Below are 19,277 nucleotides of genomic sequence, written 5' to 3'. Positions count from 1 at the left end.
TTGTTAAAGAACCTGGTCCGCTGTCGCGCCGACTTGCGTCGTTCGCGTCACCAACAAAGCGTTTTGTTTGTCAGCAGCAGAGAGATGAGATTATGTGGCGCTTCCAGTTTTTCGTCAACTACTTTTTGTTACTCTTCCGAAAAACTTCTTTACTCAACCACCGTTTCTTCACCTGCTTCCCATCTCGAATTGAGCGCTCAAAACAGCCTTCGCTGCCTCTTTATTTCGCGTCGTTCTCAACGGGAGGCGAACTATAGCAAACCTTTTTCAACACTGGCAAGGCTTTTTTTGAAAATACCATTTATATCAATTCTTTCTCAAATCCCAGCGCACGATTGCCTCTCCGCCGGCAGTCTTTTTAGGTACCGGCCGGAAGGCATGTCCATAGATCACTTCAAAGGTAAGCGGCAGCTTGCCGTCCGGCCGTCTGGTCGCTTCCAGCGCAGCCACCAGCCGGCGCCATGCAGCGCGGCCAAGCAGCCCCCGTGCCCGAGTCGCCAATGGATTGCCGCCCCAAGCCCGGACATCGGCCAGGAGTTTCTCGACAGTGTCATAGGTAACGGTAATGGTTTCCATATCCATGACCGGTGTCGAGAAACCGACGTTAACCAACATATCGCCAAAGTCATGCATATCGACGAACGGCAATACATGTGCGTTGCCGCCAATGCCTGCAAATGCATTGCGCAACTCTTTAAAGGTATCAGGACCGAAACAGGAAAACATCAGCAGGCCGTCAACCCGCAGTACCCGGCGCCACTCGGCGAACACACGGTCCGGCTGCGGATGCCAGTGCAGCGCCAGATTGGACCAAACCAGATCGACCGCATCCCGGGCCAGCGGCAGCTGCGCGAAGTCGCCGCAAGCCAGTGCGGATGCCAGGCCATTGCTTTTCAGCGGCAGCCACTTACTTAACAGGCGATTGACCGAAGACTGAGCTGCCTGCTGTTGCTCGCGCGCCGACGTCAACATGCCAGGCGACGCATCCAGCCCAACTATCACTGCATCGGCGAAGCGCTGGTGCAATGTATATATGTCGGCGCCGTCGCCGCAGCCGGCATCCAGCACCCGCTGAGGCGTCAATCTGACCAATGCAAGACGCTCGTGCATGCGCGTCGAAATCTCGCGCCGCAAGAATTCCGATTCGCGCACTAGCGCCGGCTGCGCAAATAGTTGGCGCACCCGGCGCAAGTCAATCGGGGAACTCTGGCTGGCTTCGGAAGGTGTGGATGAGGTAGACATCAAAATCTTGCAGGTAGGATGAAATGCGATAATCGGCATAGTTTACACGCATGATGCATGCTTGATTGTTTCAAGCGCGATTGACCCATGCTTATCACTTGCCAGAGGCTTCCCCTTGACACTGTCCCAGCTAGTCCTATGGTCGCAACAGCAATCTGCCCGGCTATTGTCCGGCATGCAGTCTTGCTGCGCGCTGTGCGGACGCAGCGGAAAGCAAGTGCTCTGCGACGGCTGCCGTCAACAATATTTTTCTCAACATCCGCCACGTTGCAGTCAGTGTGCGAGCGCGCTGCCACGAATCGATAGCGCCGCCCCGGAGGTGTGCGGCGACTGCCTGAAGCAGCGCCGCGCTTTCGACGCCACTATAGTCGCGATTGATTATGCCGCGCCGGTTGACCAACTGGTTCTGGCGCTAAAATTCGGTGCTCAACTGGCATTGCCTCCTGTTTTCGCACGACTGCTGCGCGATGCCATGCTGCGGCAGCCTGCAATGAGTGCAAATATGCCGGATTTATTAACCGCCGTTCCACTTGGCACGCACCGATTGCGCGAGCGCGGCTTCAATCAAGCGCTGGAGATCGCCAAACCGTTATCCCGCATGCTCGGCGTTCCGCTGCGCCATGATCTGGTGCAGCGGCAGCGCGACACACAGGCGCAGGCGCAACTCGATCCGGACGAGCGGCGCCGCAACCTGCGAAAAGCGTTCGTCGTGCCGGCCCAGTCGATTGCGCAAATTCGTGGCTGCCACATCGGCGTGGTCGATGATGTTATTACTACCGGCGAGACATTACATGAACTTGCCAGAACGCTGAAGCGCTACGGTGCGAAACGCGTCACCAATTTCGTGTTCGCCAGAACACCCCCTAAATAGAAGGAGAATCACGTTGTTTCACGTCGTATTGGTTGAGCCAGAAATCCCGCCGAACACCGGCAACATCATCCGCCTGTGCGCCAACACCGGGGCCCAGCTACACCTGATCGAGCCGCTCGGCTTTCCGTTGGACGATACCAAAATGCGTCGGGCGGGCTTGGATTACCACGACTACGCGACCATGAAAGTCCATCCCAACTGGGACGCGTTCGTCGCCAGCATGCGCAGTGACGGCAGCTATGATCCGGCACGCATGTTCGCCATGACCACCCATGGCTCGACACCGTTTGCCGAAATCGCATTTCAACCCGGCGATGTGTTTGTCTTCGGCTCCGAAACCCGCGGCCTGGATCCGGCCTTGCGTGAATCATTCGCGCCGTCGCAACGCATCCGGCTACCGATGCGACCAGACAATCGCAGCCTGAATCTCTCCAATACGGTAGCGGTAGTCGTTTATGAAGCGTGGCGGCAGAACGGTTTTGCCGGCGGCGCCTGATCACCAGGGGAATATTATTTTCACAAAAACAATCGCAGCACGATTGCCATAAACAGCCTTCGACAATTTGCCGCCATGCCGCAGCTACCTCGCACTGTCGCCATCTGGATTGCCATTGTCAGCTTATTGCTGAACGGTGCAGTATTGCCCGCGCACTCGGCAACCGGGCCGGCAATGGAAATTTGCAGCGCCAATGGCGCGCGAACGGTTCCGGAATCGAAACAATCGCCGCCGCACGGCAAGACTCACACGGCATGTGAGCTTTGCTGCGCAAGCACGCACGGCGCCGATATTGCCCCGGCAAATACTCTGCAGGTATTCGTCGCTTTGCTGGCGATACCAAATGCACGGGCCACCGCAGCGCCTTTTGCGGACTCTTCCACTACCAAGCCGCAAGCACGCGCTCCTCCGTGGCTTTGGCACGCTCTTGGCATCCACGGCTAGTCACATAGTTACAGCAAACATTTGCTGTCCGCTGTTCCCGATTTCAATCAAAGGATCATCATGTCTTTACGTTCCATCTCAATGCTTTTCTGTGCGCTGACGATCAGTGTCTCCGCTTACGCACACGAATACCAACTTGGCGCACTGCATATCGGTCATCCCTATGCGCGCGCTACTGTCGCTGGCCAGCCGAGCGGCGGAGCCTTCCTCAGCATCGAAAATTCCGGCAAAGAAACCGACAAATTAATAGGCGTCAGTTCGCCTGCTGCAAAATCAGCGGAAATTCACACCATGACGTTGGATGGCGATGTCATGAAAATGCGGGAGGTCGGCGAGATCGAACTCAAACCCGCGACAACCGTATTGATGACACCAGGTAACGGTTATCACATCATGCTGATTGGCCTGACCCAGCCGCTCAAGGCAGGCGACAAATTCCCGCTGACGCTGATATTTCAGAAAGCCGGCAAGATCGAGGTATCGGTGCAAGTCACGGATATAAGCGGCAAGCAAGCTGAAGCCGCACATCCGCACTGATAGGAGCGCTACCGGCATATGGAAAGGCGCGACATGCGCCTTTCCATATATGTACGGCTTGGCGAAGTAGCCCTTTCGCGGGCTGGAAGAATAGGGACGAGTTGCAACTTCACCAGTCGTCAGGAACCCTGGCGCACCTTCGACAACAGCTTGCTGGTCGAGCGATCATGCTCGAACGCGATGGCGACAACCTGTCCGCCGTATGCCAGCACGGCTTGTCCTTCCGGGATCGCATCCATCTGGTAATCGCCGCCTTTGACGTACACATCGGGCCGCGCCTCTTGCACCACTTCCAGCGCAGTATCCTCGTCAAACTCGACCACCAGACTGACTGCCTCCAGCGCTGCCAGTACCGCCATGCGGTCGGCGCAAGTGTTGATTGGTCGATCGTCGCCTTTGCCCAGCCGCTTGACTGAAGCATCGGTATTCACCGCCACCACCAGCGACGCGCCCTGCGCCCGCGCTTGCGCCAAGTAGGTCACATGACCGCGATGCAGAATATCGAAGACGCCGTTAGTCAACACCACTGGCTGCGGCAAAGCGGCAACACGGGCCGTCAAGTCGGCGCGGGCGCAAAGCTTGGTTTCAAAATTGGGCATAGTAACCATAAAAAAGCCGCAACATTTTTGCGGCTTTGAATTATATAAATTGTGTGCGGCAAGGCGCGATCATCCGATCTGCGCCTCATCTGCATCTATTGCATCAGCTTGCCTCGGCGGCCGTCAGCGCCAAACGGGCAACGACTTCCTTGCGATAGCGGTTCAGTTCCTGCACCGTGCCAAACGTCCGCTCAAACAACAAGGACATATTGTGCAAAATGCGGTCAACCACCTTCTTTTCCCAGACGCCATCAAACTTGATCTGGTTATCCAGCCAGCGCTCCAGCCACTCGGGATCTGGCAGGCGGCTTTGCACGGTATCGTTCGGGAATAGAGCCTGATTGACATGCAGATTGGTTGGATGCAGCGGCTTTTCAGTGCGGCGGGCGGAGGCCATCAACACGCCGATCTTGGCGAAAGCGGCAGAGGCGCTATCGCCCACTTCCGACAATGCCTTCTTCATGTAGCGCAAATAAGCGCCGCCATGACGGGCTTCGTCCTGACTGATGATTTTATAAATCTGTTTGATCACAGGTTCGGTATGCCAGTCGGACGCGCAACGGTACCAGTGGTTGAGACGAATTTCACCGCAAAAGTGCATCATCAGTGTTTCCAGCGGCGGTGCCGGGTCAAACTCAAAACGCACGTTGTGCAATTCGGCCTCGGTCGGAACCAGCTCAGGACGGAAGCGACGCAGATATTCCATCAACACCAGCGAATGCTTCTGCTCTTCAAAGAACCACACCGACATGAATGCGCAAAAATCGCTGTCGCCACGGTTATCGCGCAAAAACATCTCGGTTGCAGGCAATGCCGACCATTCGGTAATCGCATTCATGCGAATGGTCTGGGCTTGCTCGTCGGATAGCTGGGTAGCGTCGAACTTGTCCCATGGAATATCGGTCTCCATGTTCCAGCGGACTTGTTCAAGCGATTTAAACAATTCTGGATACAACATACGTGCCTTACAAGTGAGTTAACTACCCGATTTTACCAAGAATTTATGACAACCCCGTTTTTTGCCTGCTGCCGAAGGCGATTTCTCGGGGGATATGCCGAGCTTGTAGCTGTTCGTTAACACGCGCAGGCGAATTCTGGTACCGCCCGCAAAAATTATCAAATTCAAAATATCAGGCGCGATGATGGTTGTTGAAAGCAGCGAATCCGTCATCTTGTTTCGGCGTATTTTGCGCATCCCGGCAATTGCACCCTGTGATTTTTTCACATCATTTCGCAACGGTCTTCGTCTTACCTGAGCCCGATACCGGTTTGGCCTCGCTGGATCCGCTCGGTGTTTTGGCGCCTGACTTTGACTTGGGCGCAGTCGGGGCTTTGGCTGGCTTTGCAGAGCTTTTGGTTTCAGCCTTGGCATCGCTGTTGGGCGCGGCCTTGGTCTCCGGCTTGGCCGCTTCTTCTGCGGCGACCACATTACTCACAACCTGTTTGAACTGGTTTTGCAACAGATCCCACCATGCGTTTGCATTGCCAAGCGAAGCGTTCAGGTCGGGAGTTGCAGCGGGCTTGTCAGCGGCAGGCGTGGACTCCTTTTGAGCTGGGTCCTGTGCCGATGCCGCATTTGGCGTCGGCGTCATGAACGAAAACGGAAACTTCGATGCCCATGCCGCGGCACCGGATTCAGTATCACCCGTAGCATTGGCAGAAGCCGGGCTGTTGATTGTTCCCATCGCCTGTAACGCCGAAAGCGTGGCGCTTTGCACTTCCAGCGCCTGGATGGTGGTGCGCAGCATGGTCAAATTAAGATTGAGCCACGATTCCACGGCTTTCAGGTCGGTAATTTTCTTGTTGATTTCTTCCACCGACAATGTGGGTACAACCATTCCCGGCACGCCCAGCCCAGTCCACATTTTTTTGATGAATTCGAGGCTATCTTGCATCGCTTCAATACCAGGAATACTAGTGCCAGCCATCACAGATCTCCTTTAGATAGATTCCAAAATACTTGATAACTCTTTGTTTGAGGTGGTCGCCGCCTGGATCAATCACTTGGGTCGCAGCATATGGCAGGTGGTCGGCATTGCCGTGGTAGCAGGAGCCAGAAAACGCTCGGTCTTAAAACCGTAACCGCTGCCCTCATTATCAAACCGGATGCCGCCGCCAGCAAGCTTTTGCATCACCGCGACATAGAGCGGCTGTATCAGTTGATGATCACTGGCGCGCATGTTGGCCTCATGAAATTGGCTCTTGTATTGCGCTCCTTCCAGCGCCTTGGCCACCGCTGCTGCTTCGGTGCTTTGCGCTCGTTCGATGGCTGCCGCCAACATGTCGATCATGACGTCCATGCGCAAGAATAGATAGTCGTCTTTCGGCTGCGGATAGCGTTGGCGGAAGCTGCGATAGAAGGCGTCGCTAGGCGAGTTCGAAACCCCATCCACGACATTCGGATGCCATTCTGCAACGGCTCGCACTGCCCCGACGCCAGCGTCGCCAATCGCCGCCGGTGCTCCCAGGCTATTGGCGTAAAAAGTATAAAACTTGACGCTCAGCCCAGCTTCTTTAGCGGCCTTCACCAACAAGGTCAGATCGTTGCCCCAGTTACCGGTGATCACCGCATCGGCGCCGCTGGCACGGATTTTTGCAATGTACGGCGCAAAGTCCTTGATCTTGCCGATCGGATGCAACTCATCGCCGACGATCATGATATCCGGACGCGCCGCCGCCAACTGCTGACGTGCCGCCTTGGCTACTTGCCGTCCAAAATTGTAGTCCTGGCCGATCAGATACACGCTTTTAGCCTTGGTGTCGCTCTTGATCACCTCGACCAGCGCATGCATGCGCATGTCGGCATTGGCGTCGAAGCGAAAATGCCAGTAACTGCACTTGTCGTTGGTCAGCGCCGGATCAACCGCTGAATAATTGAGGAACAGCACGCGATTGTCAGGCATCCGCGCGTTGTGCTTATTGATCGCCTCGACCAACGCCCCGGCAACCGCGGAGCTATTTCCTTCCAATACAAACGGGATGCGCTGATCGCTCAATTGCTTGAACTGCAACAGCGAGTCCTCGACGCCTTGTTTGTTGTCAAACACGGTCAATGCCAATGGATGCTTGCCATCCGGCAGTCGAACGCCGCCACGCGCATTGACCTGCTCAATCGCAAAACGGATATTGCGCTCAACCGCCTCGCCGGCATTGGCGAAAGGTCCGGACATGCCTTCGATCATCCCGACTCGAATCGGCGCAAGGCTGCCAGCTGCGGCACGCGCCGCGCAAGGGGCAGCGCAAATTGCCAGCGCTAGCATCGCTGAAAAGGTATTACGCAAGCGTTGATGCATGGCAGGATATTTTCATCTACATGGAGCGCGATATTTTACGTGGTTTGGCACATGTCATTGGCATCGACAGGGGCACCTCGAAAAACCGTAGCGAGCGGCCCAAGGTCAGGGCGAGAAGCGGAGTCATACGGTTGTACGGCGAGCATCACAGACCCGAGATTGGCGAGCTTGCCAAACCCTGCAGTAGGTTTTTCGAGGTGCCCCCGGGGTTAAACGGCGCCGATACGATTACACTATGCGGATGTCGGCCTCTACCAAAATCCCCACAACTTTACGCAGCTCCCTGACACGCTCCCGGCGCTGGCTGTTGCTGCTGCTTGTTTCGCTCGCATTGCACTTGATACTCATCGGCTGGGGCGGTAGCAAGCTCGCCGCCCCGTCGCGCACAAATCAGGCGGAGAAAATCGTTATCGCAGAGATAAAACCGCTACCTGCCGTCGATAAGCCTGTGCTGTTGCCAGAGCCGCCCAAACCCGCCCCGCAAGCACGCCCCAAAAAAGCCGCGGCAAAATCGCGGCCGCAGCCGGCCCCGGAACCGTTGGTGCCGGATACCCCGATCAGGGAAACCGTGACGCCGATCGCACCCCCTGCTCCGGTTAATCCGATCGCTGCCGCCCCGGTTGCAGACGCGACTGCCGCCGCCAGTGCCGACAACGCGCCCACAGGCGACTCCGAACCGACTGCAACAACACCAGGCATCCGTTATCGGATCAAGCCGCCGCCCTCGGCAGAATTGAGCTACGCCGTAGAGGCCTTGCAAAAAGGCCTGACCTACCACGGCAGCGGCAAAATTACCTGGCAAACCGATGGCGGCAGTTACGTTATCAATGGCGAAGCGGGGGCGCTATTTATTACCGCCCTGGATTTCAAAAGCGAAGGCGAAATCGACAGCTTTGGCGTAGCGCCGGTGATATACACGGAAAAGCGTTTTCGCAAAGCTGCCACCAACACGCATTTCCATCGAGAGCGCAACATCATCAGTTTTTCGGCATCGACCAATAGCTATCCGCGGACCGGCGGCGAGCAGGATCGCGCCAGCATCGTTTGGCAGCTGGCCAGCATTGGCCGCGGCGATAGCGAAAAATTCACCGCCGGCGCGGTGATCGACGTCTTTGTGGCGGGTACCCGCGATGCCGAAACCTGGCGGATCCAGGTCATTGGTCAGGAGCAGATCACCGTCGGCACCGGCACCATAGAGACCTGGCATGTGATCCGCGTGCCGCAGCCCGGCTCCTACGAACAAAGACTCGATATCTGGCTGGCGCCGGACGAACAGTGGTATCCGATCAAACTCCGCTTTACGGAAACGAATGGCGACTTTCTCGATATGTCCTTGTCCAAGCTGAAGCCGCTTGGCATATCGCAACCGACCTGATTTTTCTGAATCCCGCTTGGCTCCCGACGTTGAGCCTGGTATCCACTCTTTGCCCCATCATTACTCTCTGGACATTAGCTTATGACGCTTTCTTTATTCCGCATTTCGATTGCTGCGACGCTCTCTTGCTGCCTGATCACCGCCTCAGCGACGCCGCTCGACCATCCTGTCACCCGATACAAATTCGACTTGCCGCCTTCGGCCGACTTGAGTTACGCGATTCAAGCCCAACAAAGCGGTCTCTCGATCAATGGCGAAGGACTGGTGAAATGGCAGGCGGCCGACAAGCATTTCAGCGTCAGCTCCGAAACCCGGGCGATGCTGGTCGGGAAAATCCTGGAAGCGACCAGCCAGGGCGGCATTGATGACTACGGCTTGGCGCCAACGCAGTTCATTAACAAGCGCTTTCGCAAGGACCCGACCACCACCTCCTTCAACCGCGACACAGGCACTATCAGTTTTTCTCAATCAAGCGAGTCCTATCCGATAAAGGGCGGAGAACAGGATCGCACCAGCGTTATCTGGCAACTGATCGCTGTGGCCCGTGCCGCACCACGACAATTTAAAGCGGGCTCGGAGTGGGTGTTTTTTGTCGCTGGTCAGCGCGATGCCGAGCCATGGACTTTCAAGGTGATCAAGAAAGAAAAAATCAGCACTTCGCTGGGTGAGCTGGAAACCGTGCATATCTTCAAATCGCCACCGCCGGATGCCAAAGACCAGCAACTCGATATCTGGCTGGCGCCCTCGCTGGAATGGTATCCGGTACGCTTGCGCTTTACCGATCCAAACAACGATTTCATCGAGCAAACCTTGCGGCAGGTTAGCAATAAAGCTGCCAAATAAATCCCGCTCCTTTGAATCCCATTTAACCAACATTCAAACTGTAAATCACCATGACTACACCAAGCGGCGCATTAGTCCTATTTAGCGGCGGCCAAGACTCCACCACATGTCTGGCATGGGCCTTGTCGCGTTACGACCGGGTCGAAACCATAGGCTTCGATTATGGTCAGCGCCATGCGATTGAGCTGACCGTGCGGCCGCTGCTGTTGCAGAAATTGCGCGCGCAGTTTCCCCAGTGGGCCGGCAAGCTCGGCGAAGACCATATGATCGACCTGTCGTTGATTTCGAAAATCTCGGCAACGGCGATGACGGAAAACGTAGAAATCGTGATGCAGGAAAACGGCTTGCCCAACACATTTGTCCCTGGCCGCAATCTGATGTTCATGACCGTCGCCGCGGCCGTAGCCTATCGGCGCGAATTGAACGTACTGGTCGGCGGCATGTGTGAAACCGATTTTTCCGGCTACCCCGACTGCCGCGACGACACCATGAAGGCATTGCAAGTGGCGTTAAATCTGGGCATGGCGACCCACCTCAAGCTGGAAACACCGTTGATGTGGATCGACAAGGCCGCCACCTGGAAGCTGGCGCAGGAACTGGGCGGCACGGCGCTGGTTGACCTGATCCGTGCCGATACGCACACCTGCTATCTTGGCGAGCGCGGCGCACTGCACGACTGGGGTTACGGCTGCGGCACTTGCCCCGCTTGCGCGTTGCGGGCGCGGGGATACCAGCAATTCAAGGATGCAATCTAAGCTTGAAAATAAAATGGCCGGTAGCTTGTCAGCTACCGGCCATTTTTTTAACTTCAGTAAGTTACGCTGCTATCGACTTTGCCGACTCGCCCTTTGGTGCAGGCGAAGGGCTGTTAAATTGACTTAACAGCTGCTTTTCCTTCACTCGGGCGGCCGCCAGATGGCGATCCTTGACGTGACCGTAACCGCGAATTTCTTCTGGAATGCTGGCAATCGCCACAGCGCCGGCAAGATTATCGGCATTCAGCTTAGGCAACAGGGAATCGATGGTTTTCCGGTAATCGACAACCAGCGCCCGCTCCTCCTTGCGCTCGGCGGTGTAGCCAAAAATATCCAGCTTACTGCCGCGCAGGAACTTCAGTTTCGCCAACACGCCAAACGCGCGCATCATCCATGGACCGAACTCTTGCTTGATCAAATGGCCATGTGCATCGTGCTTGGCAAACAGCGGCGGCGCCAAATGGAATTTGAGCTTGTAATCGCCCTCGAACATGCCCGCGATTTTGGCGTTGAAGGCGCCGTCGGTATATAGACGAGCGACCTCATACTCATCTTTGTAGGCCATCAGCTTGAACAGATAAGTGGCAACCGCCGTGCTGAGTCGCAATGACTCACGCGCAGCCGTGGCACCTGATTCCGATGGCTGCAAGCGACGCTCGGCAGTCTGTACGCGTTCGACAAAGCTACGATATTGCTCCGCGTACGCGGCATCCTGATATGCAGTCAGGAAGGCGACCCGACGTGCGATCAAGGCATCCAGTGTCGGTGCCCGTTTGAACTCGATCACTTGTGCCGGACTATCGTTGAGGCGAGTACGTTTTTCCAGCGCAGGAAGGTCAATCGCCGCAGTGCGGCCCCAGGTGAATGCTTGCTTGTTGAAGTCGACCGACAGCGCATTCAATTCAATCGCACGCATCAACGACGCCTCTTTCAGCGGCACCCAGCCTTTTTGCCACGCATACCCGAGCATGAACATATTGGTCGCGATCGTATCGCCCATCAACGCCGTGGCAATTTTGCCGGCGTCGAGAAATTCCACGCGATCGCTGCCGCAAGCGGCGCGTATATCGTGTTCGGCAGCGGCATCGGGGAATTGCCAGTTCGGATCCTTCACAAATGCCGCGGTCGGAGTCCGGGTCGAATTGATCGCCGCATACGTGCGCCCCTCGCCCATCCGCGACAACGCGTCGCGGCTGGCGCTGACAATCGCATCGCAACCGATGACCAGATCGGCATCGCCGGTGCCGACGCGGGTCGAATAGATATCATCCGGATGATCGGCCAGCCGCACGTGCGACATGACCGGTCCGCCCTTTTGTGCAAGACCACTCATATCCAGCACGGAGCAACCTTTGCCTTCGACGTGCGCCGCCATCGCCAGAATCTGACCGATGGTCACCACACCGGTACCGCCGATACCGGTGACCAGGATGCCGAACGGTTTGGCGGTGGTTGGCAATATCGGTGACGGCAAACTGGCGACTGGAGCCGCGGCGCCATTCGCTGCCGCAGCCGTAGCTGCAGCTACTTTCGCCGGTTTCTTCAACTTGCCGCCTTCGACCGTGACAAAGCTTGGGCAAAACCCGGTTACGCAGGAAAAATCCTTGTTGCACGAGGACTGGTTAATCTGGCGCTTACGGCCGAACTCGGTTTCCAGCGGCTCTACCGACAGGCAATTCGACTGCACGCTGCAATCGCCGCAGCCTTCGCACACGGCTTCGTTGATCACGGCACGTTTGGCCGGGTCCGGATAGGTATTTTGTTTGCGGCGACGACGCTTTTCCGCAGCACAAGTCTGGTCGTAAATCATCGCCGAGGTGCCGGGTTTTTCGCGCAATTCGCGCTGCACCGCATCGAGTTCGCTGCGGTGGCGAATCGTCACGCCTGGCGCCCAGTTGGTGTCCGCCGGATACTTGTCCGGTTCGTCGGTGACGACAATGATCGGGGTCACGCCTTCAGCCGCAATCTGGCGTGAAATCATGGCTGGATCAAGCGGCCCGTCAAAAGCCTGGCCGCCAGTCATCGCCACTGCGTCGTTATATAAAATCTTGTATGTGATATTGACCTTGGCCGCGACCGCAGCGCGAATCGCCAATAGTCCCGAGTGAAAATACGTACCGTCGCCGAGGTTGGCAAACACGTGTTTTTCGGAAGTAAATGGCGCTTGACCAACCCAGGTCACGCCTTCCCCACCCATATGGGTAAACGTGGATGACTCGCGATCCATCCACAGCACCATGTAATGGCAACCGATACCGGCCAGGGCCCGACTGCCGTCCGGCAAGCGGGTTGAGGTGTTGTGCGGGCAGCCGGAGCAGAAATGCGGGATACGGTCTTTTTTCGGATCGGGCTTGCTGCTGATATTCAGCAAGGTCTCTTTGGCCTCAAGATAAGCCACCCGCTCCTGTACCCGTTTCTCGACCGGATGGCCGGCAAAGTATTTCGAGATCCGGGTCGCAATAGCTCGTGCGATCTGGGCCGGGTTCAATTCATAAGTGGCGGGCAGCAGCCAATCGCCATGGCCTTCGCCGCTGCGGTTGCTCCACTCGCCGGTGTCGTCGAATTTGCCGACGACGCGCGGACGGACGTCGTCACGCCAGTTGTACAGTTCTTCCTTCAGTTGATATTCCAGAATCTGGCGTTTCTCTTCGACCACCAGGATTTCTTCCAGGCCTTGCGCAAATTCGCGCACGCCTTCCGCTTCCAGCGGCCAGGTCATGCCGATCTTGTACAAGCGAATACCGATGTCGCGAGCGACATTTTCGTCGATGCCCAGATCCGCCATGGCCTGACGGGTATCGAGATACGACTTGCCGGCAGTGATGATGCCGATTTTTGCGCGCGGGCTGTCCCAGATAATCTGGTTCAGCTTGTTGGTGCGCGCATAAGCGAGTGCGGCATACCATTTGTAATTATTCATCCGCGCTTCTTGTCCCAGCACGGTGTCCGGCACGCGGATATTCAAGCCGTCCGGCGGCAGTTCGAAATCGGTCGGCAAAGCAATCTGCACGCGGTCCGGATTCAAATCTACCGAGGCGCCGGATTCGACCAGGTCCGTCACGCATTTCATCGCCACCCATAAGCCGGTGTAGCGGCTCATGGCCCAGCCGTGCATGCCGTAATCGAGATACTCCTGCACCGACGATGGATACAGTACCGGGATGCCGCAGGCCTTCAGGATATGTTCGCTTTGATGCGCGGTAGTGGACGATTTCGCGGCATGGTCGTCGCCCGCCAGCACCAGGACGCCGCCGTGTTGGGAAGTGCCTGCCATGTTGGCGTGCTTGAACACGTCGCCGCAGCGATCGACGCCGGGGCCCTTGCCGTACCACATGCCGAATACGCCATCGTATTGCGCGCCGGGAAACAGATTGACCTGCTGCGTACCCCAAACACTGGTCGCTGCGAGGTCTTCATTCATGCCGGGATGGAATTTGACGTGATGTGCGTCGAGATATTTCTTGGCCTTGGCCGCGGTTGTATCGACGCTGCCAAGTGGGGAACCGCGATAACCGGTGACATAACCGGCGGTATTCAAACCAGCCAGAACATCGCGTTGCCGCTGCAGCATCGGCAGCCGGATCAGCGCCTGGGTGCCGGTCATAAAGGCACGGCCACGCTCCAGCGTAAATTTATCGTCTAGGGAAATATTGTCGGCAGCAGTCGCCTGCGCCGATTTGAGTGGTGCGTTCATTCAGTCTCCGTGCCAAAAATTATGTTTTTGAGTGCACTGCGCCGTGCTTGTCGGACGCGGTTGAAACGTATCAGCCTTGTGGGCCAATCGTTCTTTTTATTAATTCGCTTACATTATCACATGCCGATATCCGACTCAATGCACGCTGCAGCAATTTGGAGAGACTCGGCAGGGTAACAACTGTAACAACAGGTAAATCAAGTAGAAATGACATCTATCGAAGCGTGTAATGAGAACTTGTCCGATGTGGCTGCACCAGCCGCATCAGGCATTCCTCCCTCTAGTGTTCCCATTACCACTAGTTCGCGGATTCTGCCCTCCACGGCAGAATCCGCTTTTTATTTGGCCTGAAGGTTTACTTCGCCCGGCAATAACAAGTTGGCCGGCAACGGATCAAGCGTCTTCAATTTTTGATAGATCGGCGTGAAATCCGGTGCGGTATCGTTGAATAATTGTTGAAAACTATCAATGACGAAATACGTTTCCTGATACGAATCGATTTTGTACAAGGTCCGCATCACGCGCTCGACTTCAAACGGGATGCGACGTGGCTCCGGACTGCTCAGGCAGTACTCGATTTCTCCGCCAGACGACAGGATGCCGGCGCCATACACGCGCAAGCCATCCGGCTGCTGGATCAATCCGAATTCAACTGTGTACCAGTACAAACGCGCCAACATCGACAGACCGTCCAGCTTCATCGCCTTCAGACCACCTTTGCCGTACTCCTGCATATGATCGGCAAAAATCGGATTGAACAACAAAGGCACATGACCGAAAAAGTCATGGAAAACGTCCGGCTCGACGATGTAGTCGAACTCTTCCGGTTCACGCAGCCAGACAGTGACCGGGAAGCGGCGATTAGCCAGATGTTCAAAAAAAGTATAGTCCGGTATCAGGCCCGGCACCGCAACCAGACGCCATCCGGTAGCCTTGAACAGCGCCTCCGAACTTTGTTCGAAATTGGGAATGCCATCGCCGATATTCAAACGCTCCAGGCTCTCGATGAACACGTCGCAAGCCCGCCCCGGGATCAGCTTGGCCTGGCGCTGATACAGACGCCGCCAAAGCGCATGCTGCTCCGGCGTATAAGCATCCCAGTCCTGGGCAACCACATACTGCGCGTCGATTTTGCTGTAGTCGCCGCGTAAGCCGGCGCCTTCCGATTTCTCGGCGACGGTAGCGAAAAAATCGTCGGTACTTACATTTGCATTCATTCTCTATATCCAAAAAAAGGCGGTTCGCCTCGTGCCGCTATCGTATTCCTTTTCACCATCCAGCATGCGGGTGAATTCCACCAATTGCACGCTGGATGATGAAATGGAAATGGGCTTATTTAGCCGCAGCCGGGCTGTCATCCTTCAACACGCCGCGCCGAATCTGATCCAACTCGATCGATTCGAACAATGCGCGGAAATTCCCTTCGCCAAAACCCTGGTCGCCCTTGCGTTGAATGATCTCGAAGAAGATCGGGCCAATCACGGTTTGGGTGAAAATCTGCAACAACAATTCGCGGCTCTTGGCATTGCTATTGCCGTCAATCAGGATCCGCAAACGCTTCAAATCTTCCAGCCGCTCGCCATGGTCCGGCAAACGTCGGTCCACCAGATCGTAATAAGTTTCGATGGTGTCCTGGAACGCAACCGCGCGCGCCTTCATGTCCGTCACGCTGGTATAAATATCGTCGGTGCCCATCGCGATATGCTGGATGCCTTCGCCGCGGTACAGATCGAGATATTCCGAGATTTGCGACTTGTCGTCGGATGACTCATTAATCGGGATACGGATTTTCCCACAAGGCGAGGTCATTGCCTTCGATTTCAGGCCGGTCAGCTTGCCTTCGATATCGAAATAGCGCACTTCGCGGAAATTGAACAGGTGTTCGTAGAAATCCGCCCACTCTTTCATCCGGCCGCGATGCACGTTATGCGTGAGGTGGTCGATATAGGTCAGCCCGCAACCTTTGGGGTTGGCTTCAGCGCCAGGGATGGCGACGAAATCGACATCGTAAATGCTGATATCGCCAATGCCGCCCGCCGCCACGCCGTTCGCGCCTTCCTTGCCGCGCCAGCGATCGACAAAATAAATCAGCGAATCGCCGATACCCTTGATTGCCGGGATATTCAGCTCCATCGGACCGGTGTGGTTATCGAATCCCCATGCGCCCAGTTCCAGCGCCCGCTTGTAGGCAAACGCCGCATCCTTGACGCGGAAAGCAATCGCACAAACCGACGGACCGTGATGACGCGCAAACCGCTGTGCGAACGAATCTTTTTCTGCATTGATGATGAAGTTCACATCGCCTTGGCGATACAGCGTGACGTCTTTGTGCCGATGCCGGGCAATCGCGGTGAAGCCCATTTTTTCGAATAAGGCGCCGAGGGCCTGCGGATCAGGTGCGGCGTATTCGATAAACTCAAAACCGTCGGTCCCCATCGGGTTATCCCAAGGTTCAAATTCCATAGTTGTCTCCATTTGGTGGTTGTAGTTGGCTACAGTATAGGGGTGAGGCAGCAGCAGATAATTGCAAACTTTGCCCTGCAATCAAAAATTTGCACAATAATATTGCGTTAATTATTTATTTTGAGGTGTTTTATGGCTGTCGTCACCATTGATAAAACAGATCGTAAAATTCTGGCAATTTTGCAAGAAAATGGTCGCCTTACCAATCAGGAAGTTGCGGAAAGGATCAATCTCTCGCCGTCGCCGTGCCTGCGCCGCATCAAACAATTGGAACAGGCCGGCGTGATTCGCCAGTATGTGGCGCTCTTGGCGCCGGACAAAATCGGCCTGGGACTGCTGGCCTATGTCAACGTGCGCCTGGAAAAACACAGCGACCCGCAGCTCAGCGGCGCGGCACGGGCGAGCGGGCACTCTCCCCGAGCCGATTTTTCGGCTGCGGTTGAACACTGGCCGGAAGTGGTGGCTTGTTACGCGATGACTGGGGAGATGGATTATCTACTGCGGGTACACGTCGAAGACATGGCGCATTTTTCGCGCTTCATGATGGAAACCTTGCTGCGCCATCCGGCCGTGCTGGACGTCAAATCAAGTTTTGCATTACAGCGCATCAAAGATACCACCGCGCTGCCGCTGTTATAAAGCTGCTTTTAATCACGCTTGCCGCCCCGCAAGCTGCTCAGCCACTTAAGCACGGCACGCAAGTTGGCCTTCAGCGTGTAGTCGAGAGTTGCAACTTGCTCTTCGACGGCCTCTTGCAACACGCTCGCGGGATTGGCCGGCGACAATCTCAAATAGGCATCGGCTTCACCATAATCGCGGTGGATGGCCATGCCCGCCTTTTTTGCGATATGCATCATCACCTTGTTGGACGACAGGAAGTGCATATACAAAGTATTGATGTCGGCGTTACGACAGTGCATCGCTGCCCGCTCAAACAATCGGCTACCGACGCCCATGCCGCGTGCCGAGGCCGCGACCGACACGCCGAATTCGGCAACCCGCCCCTTGCCGCCAGCACTCATCGACGGCAGCGCGTCACGCGGGGCAAACGCCAAATGGCCAACTCCCAGCAAACGCAATTTGCGGTCGTACACGCCAAACACCGTATCACGCGAAAAATCGATTTTCTCAACGTATTTGCTCACCAGATCATCCGACAGCACCGAACCAAAACGCAGCAAGCGATCACCGCTATCCAGTGCCAGAAAATGACGCAACAAGCGCTTGCGGGCGCGGCGCGATAACTCTTTGACGAAAATGGTCTGACTGGGCTTATTGGAGGAACCGGAGGAAGGAGGCGCGGGCACCTTGCCGGCCTGCCCGCTGCCGGAATTAGCGGCATCATTTGTCCGTGTCATCGTGTCGCACCTCCATCCGGCCAAACTACTTCATCTGGCGATGTCCAGCTCAATCACTTTCTGCGGTATTGCGCCGGGCTTGTATCAACTCATTGACGACCTCTACACGAGCGGCATAAATCGCCTCCGGTATCCGTTGCGGCTGCTCCTGGAACATGCCTGCGATCACGCCGGCATTGACTGAGCGCGCGGCATGCAATGCTGCCTGCAGATAGGCGAATTGTGGAAACGGCCGCTCGGCATAACCGGTTCTGCCGCGATAATCGCATTCGGTTGCACGCAGCATATCGATAAATCGCTGTGGTTTGCGAAACGCATCGCAACGCCCGAGCAAGGTCACGATGGTGCCGGCGCGCAGATCGAAAGCACGGCCGATATTGCCGTGTTCACGCGTGGTCATCACGGCCAGATCGCGCGCATCGCCAGGCACCTTGAGGCGCTGACAAACCTGTTCGACCAAGGCCACGCCAAGTCCCTCGTGGCCGTGATGGCTGGGCCACTCGGCTGCCGGAGTCACGCCTTTTCCAAGGTCGTGCATCAATGCCGCAAACCTTACCGTCAACGAATAATTCTCACGGGCGGCAGTATCCACCACCATCATCACATGCACCCCGGCATCGATTTCAGGATGATATTTTTCCGGCTGCGGCACGCCCCACAAGGCATCCAGTTCCGGCAAAATCCGCACTAGCGCGCCGCATGCGCGCAGTACTTCAAACATCCGCGAAGGCTGCGCTTCCATCAAACCGCCCGCCAACTCTTGCCAGACCCGTTCCGGCACCAGGGCATCGACTTCACCGGCCTCGACCATGCGCTGCATCAGGATATTGGTTTCCGGCGCAACCGTGAAATCGGTAAAACGCGCGGCGAATCTGGCGGCGCGCAAGATGCGCACCGGATCTTCGGCGAAGGATTCCGATACGTGACGAAATACCCGCGCCTGCAAATCCTTCTGACCGCCGAACGGATCGACCAGCGTCCCATCGTCGGCCCGGGCGATCGCGTTGATGGTCAGGTCACGCCGGACCAGGTCCTGCTCCAAGGTCACATCAGGATCGGTATGAAAGACAAACCCTTTGTAGCCCGGCGCAGTCTTGCGCTCGGTGCGGGCCAGCGCATATTCCTCATGCGTATCTGGATGCAGGAACACCGGAAAATCCTTGCCGACCGGGCGAAAACCGTGCGCCAGCATCTGTTCCGGGGTAGCGCCAACCACCACGTAATCATGGTCCTTGACCGGCAGCCCCAGCAATTCGTCGCGCACCGCGCCGCCGACCGAAAAAACTTTCATATAAGAGACGGAATCA

Annotated in this window: 20 protein-coding genes; 9 read left to right on the top strand and 11 right to left on the bottom strand. The window is 56.3% G+C overall.

Annotated elements, in window-relative coordinates; translation table 11 throughout:
* Window positions 1-257, top strand: a 257-nt coding sequence (locus ACFPM8_RS00385; protein WP_378993799.1) for a hypothetical protein, incomplete at its 5' end; no start/stop codon positions are given.
* 49 nt (window positions 258-306) lie between these two features.
* Here ACFPM8_RS00385 and ACFPM8_RS00380 read toward each other — a convergent pair.
* Window positions 307-1,242 carry a methyltransferase domain-containing protein gene (locus ACFPM8_RS00380; protein ID WP_378993797.1) on the bottom strand — a complete coding sequence of 312 codons (936 nt, stop codon included), beginning with the start codon at window positions 1,240-1,242 and terminating at the stop codon, window positions 307-309.
* A 217-nt stretch (window positions 1,243-1,459) separates the two neighbouring features.
* On the opposite strand from ACFPM8_RS00380, the gene ACFPM8_RS00375 reads away from it, so the two are divergent.
* The 4 genes from ACFPM8_RS00375 (at window position 1,460) to ACFPM8_RS00360 (ending at window position 3,590) form a co-directional block, all read left to right on the top strand.
* Entirely contained in the window at window positions 1,460-2,113 is a 654-nt protein-coding gene (locus tag ACFPM8_RS00375; RefSeq protein WP_378993795.1) for a ComF family protein, read from the top strand.
* 13 nt (window positions 2,114-2,126) lie between these two features.
* Window positions 2,127-2,609: a tRNA (cytidine(34)-2'-O)-methyltransferase gene (locus ACFPM8_RS00370; protein WP_378993793.1), complete on the top strand. Its 483-nt coding sequence runs from the start codon at window positions 2,127-2,129 to the stop codon at window positions 2,607-2,609.
* A gap of 75 nt (window positions 2,610-2,684) precedes the next feature.
* Entirely contained in the window at window positions 2,685-3,053 is a 369-nt protein-coding gene (locus ACFPM8_RS00365; RefSeq protein ID WP_378993792.1) for a DUF2946 family protein, read from the top strand.
* Between the two features lie 60 nt (window positions 3,054-3,113).
* The gene (locus ACFPM8_RS00360; RefSeq protein WP_378993790.1) at window positions 3,114-3,590 is read left to right on the top strand and encodes a copper chaperone PCu(A)C; all 477 of its coding nucleotides are present in this window, start codon (window positions 3,114-3,116) and stop codon (window positions 3,588-3,590) included.
* A 119-nt stretch (window positions 3,591-3,709) separates the two neighbouring features.
* Here the strand turns inward: ACFPM8_RS00360 and rfaE2 are convergent, their stop codons facing one another.
* From rfaE2 to ACFPM8_RS00335, 5 genes are all read right to left on the bottom strand, one after another.
* A complete protein-coding gene (gene rfaE2 / locus ACFPM8_RS00355) occupies window positions 3,710-4,189 on the bottom strand; it encodes a D-glycero-beta-D-manno-heptose 1-phosphate adenylyltransferase (protein WP_378993788.1) in 480 nt (159 codons plus the stop codon).
* Window positions 4,190-4,292: 103 nt separating this feature from the next.
* Window positions 4,293-5,147, bottom strand: a complete 855-nt coding sequence (locus tag ACFPM8_RS00350) for a ferritin family protein (protein WP_378993786.1) — start codon at window positions 5,145-5,147, stop codon at window positions 4,293-4,295.
* 18 nt (window positions 5,148-5,165) lie between these two features.
* Entirely contained in the window at window positions 5,166-5,414 is a 249-nt protein-coding gene (locus tag ACFPM8_RS00345) for a hypothetical protein (RefSeq protein ID WP_378993784.1), read from the bottom strand.
* Between the two features lies 1 nt (window position 5,415).
* Window positions 5,416-6,117, bottom strand: a complete 702-nt coding sequence (locus ACFPM8_RS00340) for a PhaM family polyhydroxyalkanoate granule multifunctional regulatory protein (protein ID WP_378993782.1) — start codon at window positions 6,115-6,117, stop codon at window positions 5,416-5,418.
* A gap of 72 nt (window positions 6,118-6,189) precedes the next feature.
* Complete coding sequence (locus tag ACFPM8_RS00335; RefSeq protein WP_378993780.1) at window positions 6,190-7,482, bottom strand: branched-chain amino acid ABC transporter substrate-binding protein; 1,293 nt, start codon at window positions 7,480-7,482, stop codon at window positions 6,190-6,192.
* A 307-nt stretch (window positions 7,483-7,789) separates the two neighbouring features.
* Here ACFPM8_RS00335 and ACFPM8_RS00330 point away from each other — a divergent pair, with 307 nt between their 5' ends.
* The 3 genes from ACFPM8_RS00330 (at window position 7,790) to queC (ending at window position 10,455) form a co-directional block, all read left to right on the top strand.
* Window positions 7,790-8,857, top strand: coding sequence for a DUF3108 domain-containing protein (locus ACFPM8_RS00330; protein WP_378993778.1), 1,068 nt, complete (start codon window positions 7,790-7,792; stop codon window positions 8,855-8,857).
* 81 nt (window positions 8,858-8,938) lie between these two features.
* A complete protein-coding gene (locus ACFPM8_RS00325) occupies window positions 8,939-9,700 on the top strand; it encodes a DUF3108 domain-containing protein (RefSeq protein ID WP_378993776.1) in 762 nt (253 codons plus the stop codon).
* Between the two features lie 50 nt (window positions 9,701-9,750).
* Complete coding sequence (gene queC / locus ACFPM8_RS00320) at window positions 9,751-10,455, top strand: 7-cyano-7-deazaguanine synthase QueC (RefSeq protein WP_378993774.1); 705 nt, start codon at window positions 9,751-9,753, stop codon at window positions 10,453-10,455.
* Between the two features lie 61 nt (window positions 10,456-10,516).
* Here the strand turns inward: queC and ACFPM8_RS00315 are convergent, their stop codons facing one another.
* The 3 genes from ACFPM8_RS00315 to hppD form a co-directional block, all read right to left on the bottom strand.
* Window positions 10,517-14,149 (bottom strand): indolepyruvate ferredoxin oxidoreductase family protein, encoded by a 3,633-nt coding sequence (locus tag ACFPM8_RS00315; protein ID WP_378993772.1) that lies wholly within the window; start codon window positions 14,147-14,149, stop codon window positions 10,517-10,519.
* 338 nt (window positions 14,150-14,487) lie between these two features.
* Window positions 14,488-15,366 carry a phenylalanine 4-monooxygenase gene (gene phhA / locus ACFPM8_RS00310; RefSeq protein WP_378993770.1) on the bottom strand — a complete coding sequence of 293 codons (879 nt, stop codon included), beginning with the start codon at window positions 15,364-15,366 and terminating at the stop codon, window positions 14,488-14,490.
* Between the two features lie 115 nt (window positions 15,367-15,481).
* Window positions 15,482-16,612: a 4-hydroxyphenylpyruvate dioxygenase gene (gene hppD / locus ACFPM8_RS00305; protein WP_378993769.1), complete on the bottom strand. Its 1,131-nt coding sequence runs from the start codon at window positions 16,610-16,612 to the stop codon at window positions 15,482-15,484.
* 132 nt (window positions 16,613-16,744) lie between these two features.
* Here hppD and ACFPM8_RS00300 point away from each other — a divergent pair, with 132 nt between their 5' ends.
* A complete protein-coding gene (locus ACFPM8_RS00300; RefSeq protein ID WP_378993767.1) occupies window positions 16,745-17,251 on the top strand; it encodes an Lrp/AsnC family transcriptional regulator in 507 nt (168 codons plus the stop codon).
* An 8-nt stretch (window positions 17,252-17,259) separates the two neighbouring features.
* Here ACFPM8_RS00300 and ACFPM8_RS00295 read toward each other — a convergent pair whose 3' ends face one another.
* Both ACFPM8_RS00295 and ACFPM8_RS00290 read right to left on the bottom strand, forming a co-directional pair.
* The gene (locus ACFPM8_RS00295; protein ID WP_378993765.1) at window positions 17,260-17,970 is read right to left on the bottom strand and encodes a GNAT family N-acetyltransferase; all 711 of its coding nucleotides are present in this window, start codon (window positions 17,968-17,970) and stop codon (window positions 17,260-17,262) included.
* A 49-nt stretch (window positions 17,971-18,019) separates the two neighbouring features.
* The gene (locus ACFPM8_RS00290) at window positions 18,020-19,261 is read right to left on the bottom strand and encodes a multifunctional CCA addition/repair protein (RefSeq protein WP_378993763.1); all 1,242 of its coding nucleotides are present in this window, start codon (window positions 19,259-19,261) and stop codon (window positions 18,020-18,022) included.
* Window positions 19,262-19,277: the final 16 nt, after the last annotated feature.

The sequence above is a fragment of the Paraherbaspirillum soli genome (assembly GCF_042654985.1).
Lineage (GTDB): Bacteria > Pseudomonadota > Gammaproteobacteria > Burkholderiales > Burkholderiaceae_D > Paraherbaspirillum > Paraherbaspirillum soli.
The sequence above is the reverse complement of the archived record's forward strand: the minus strand, read 5'-3'. Positions and strand labels throughout refer to the sequence as shown.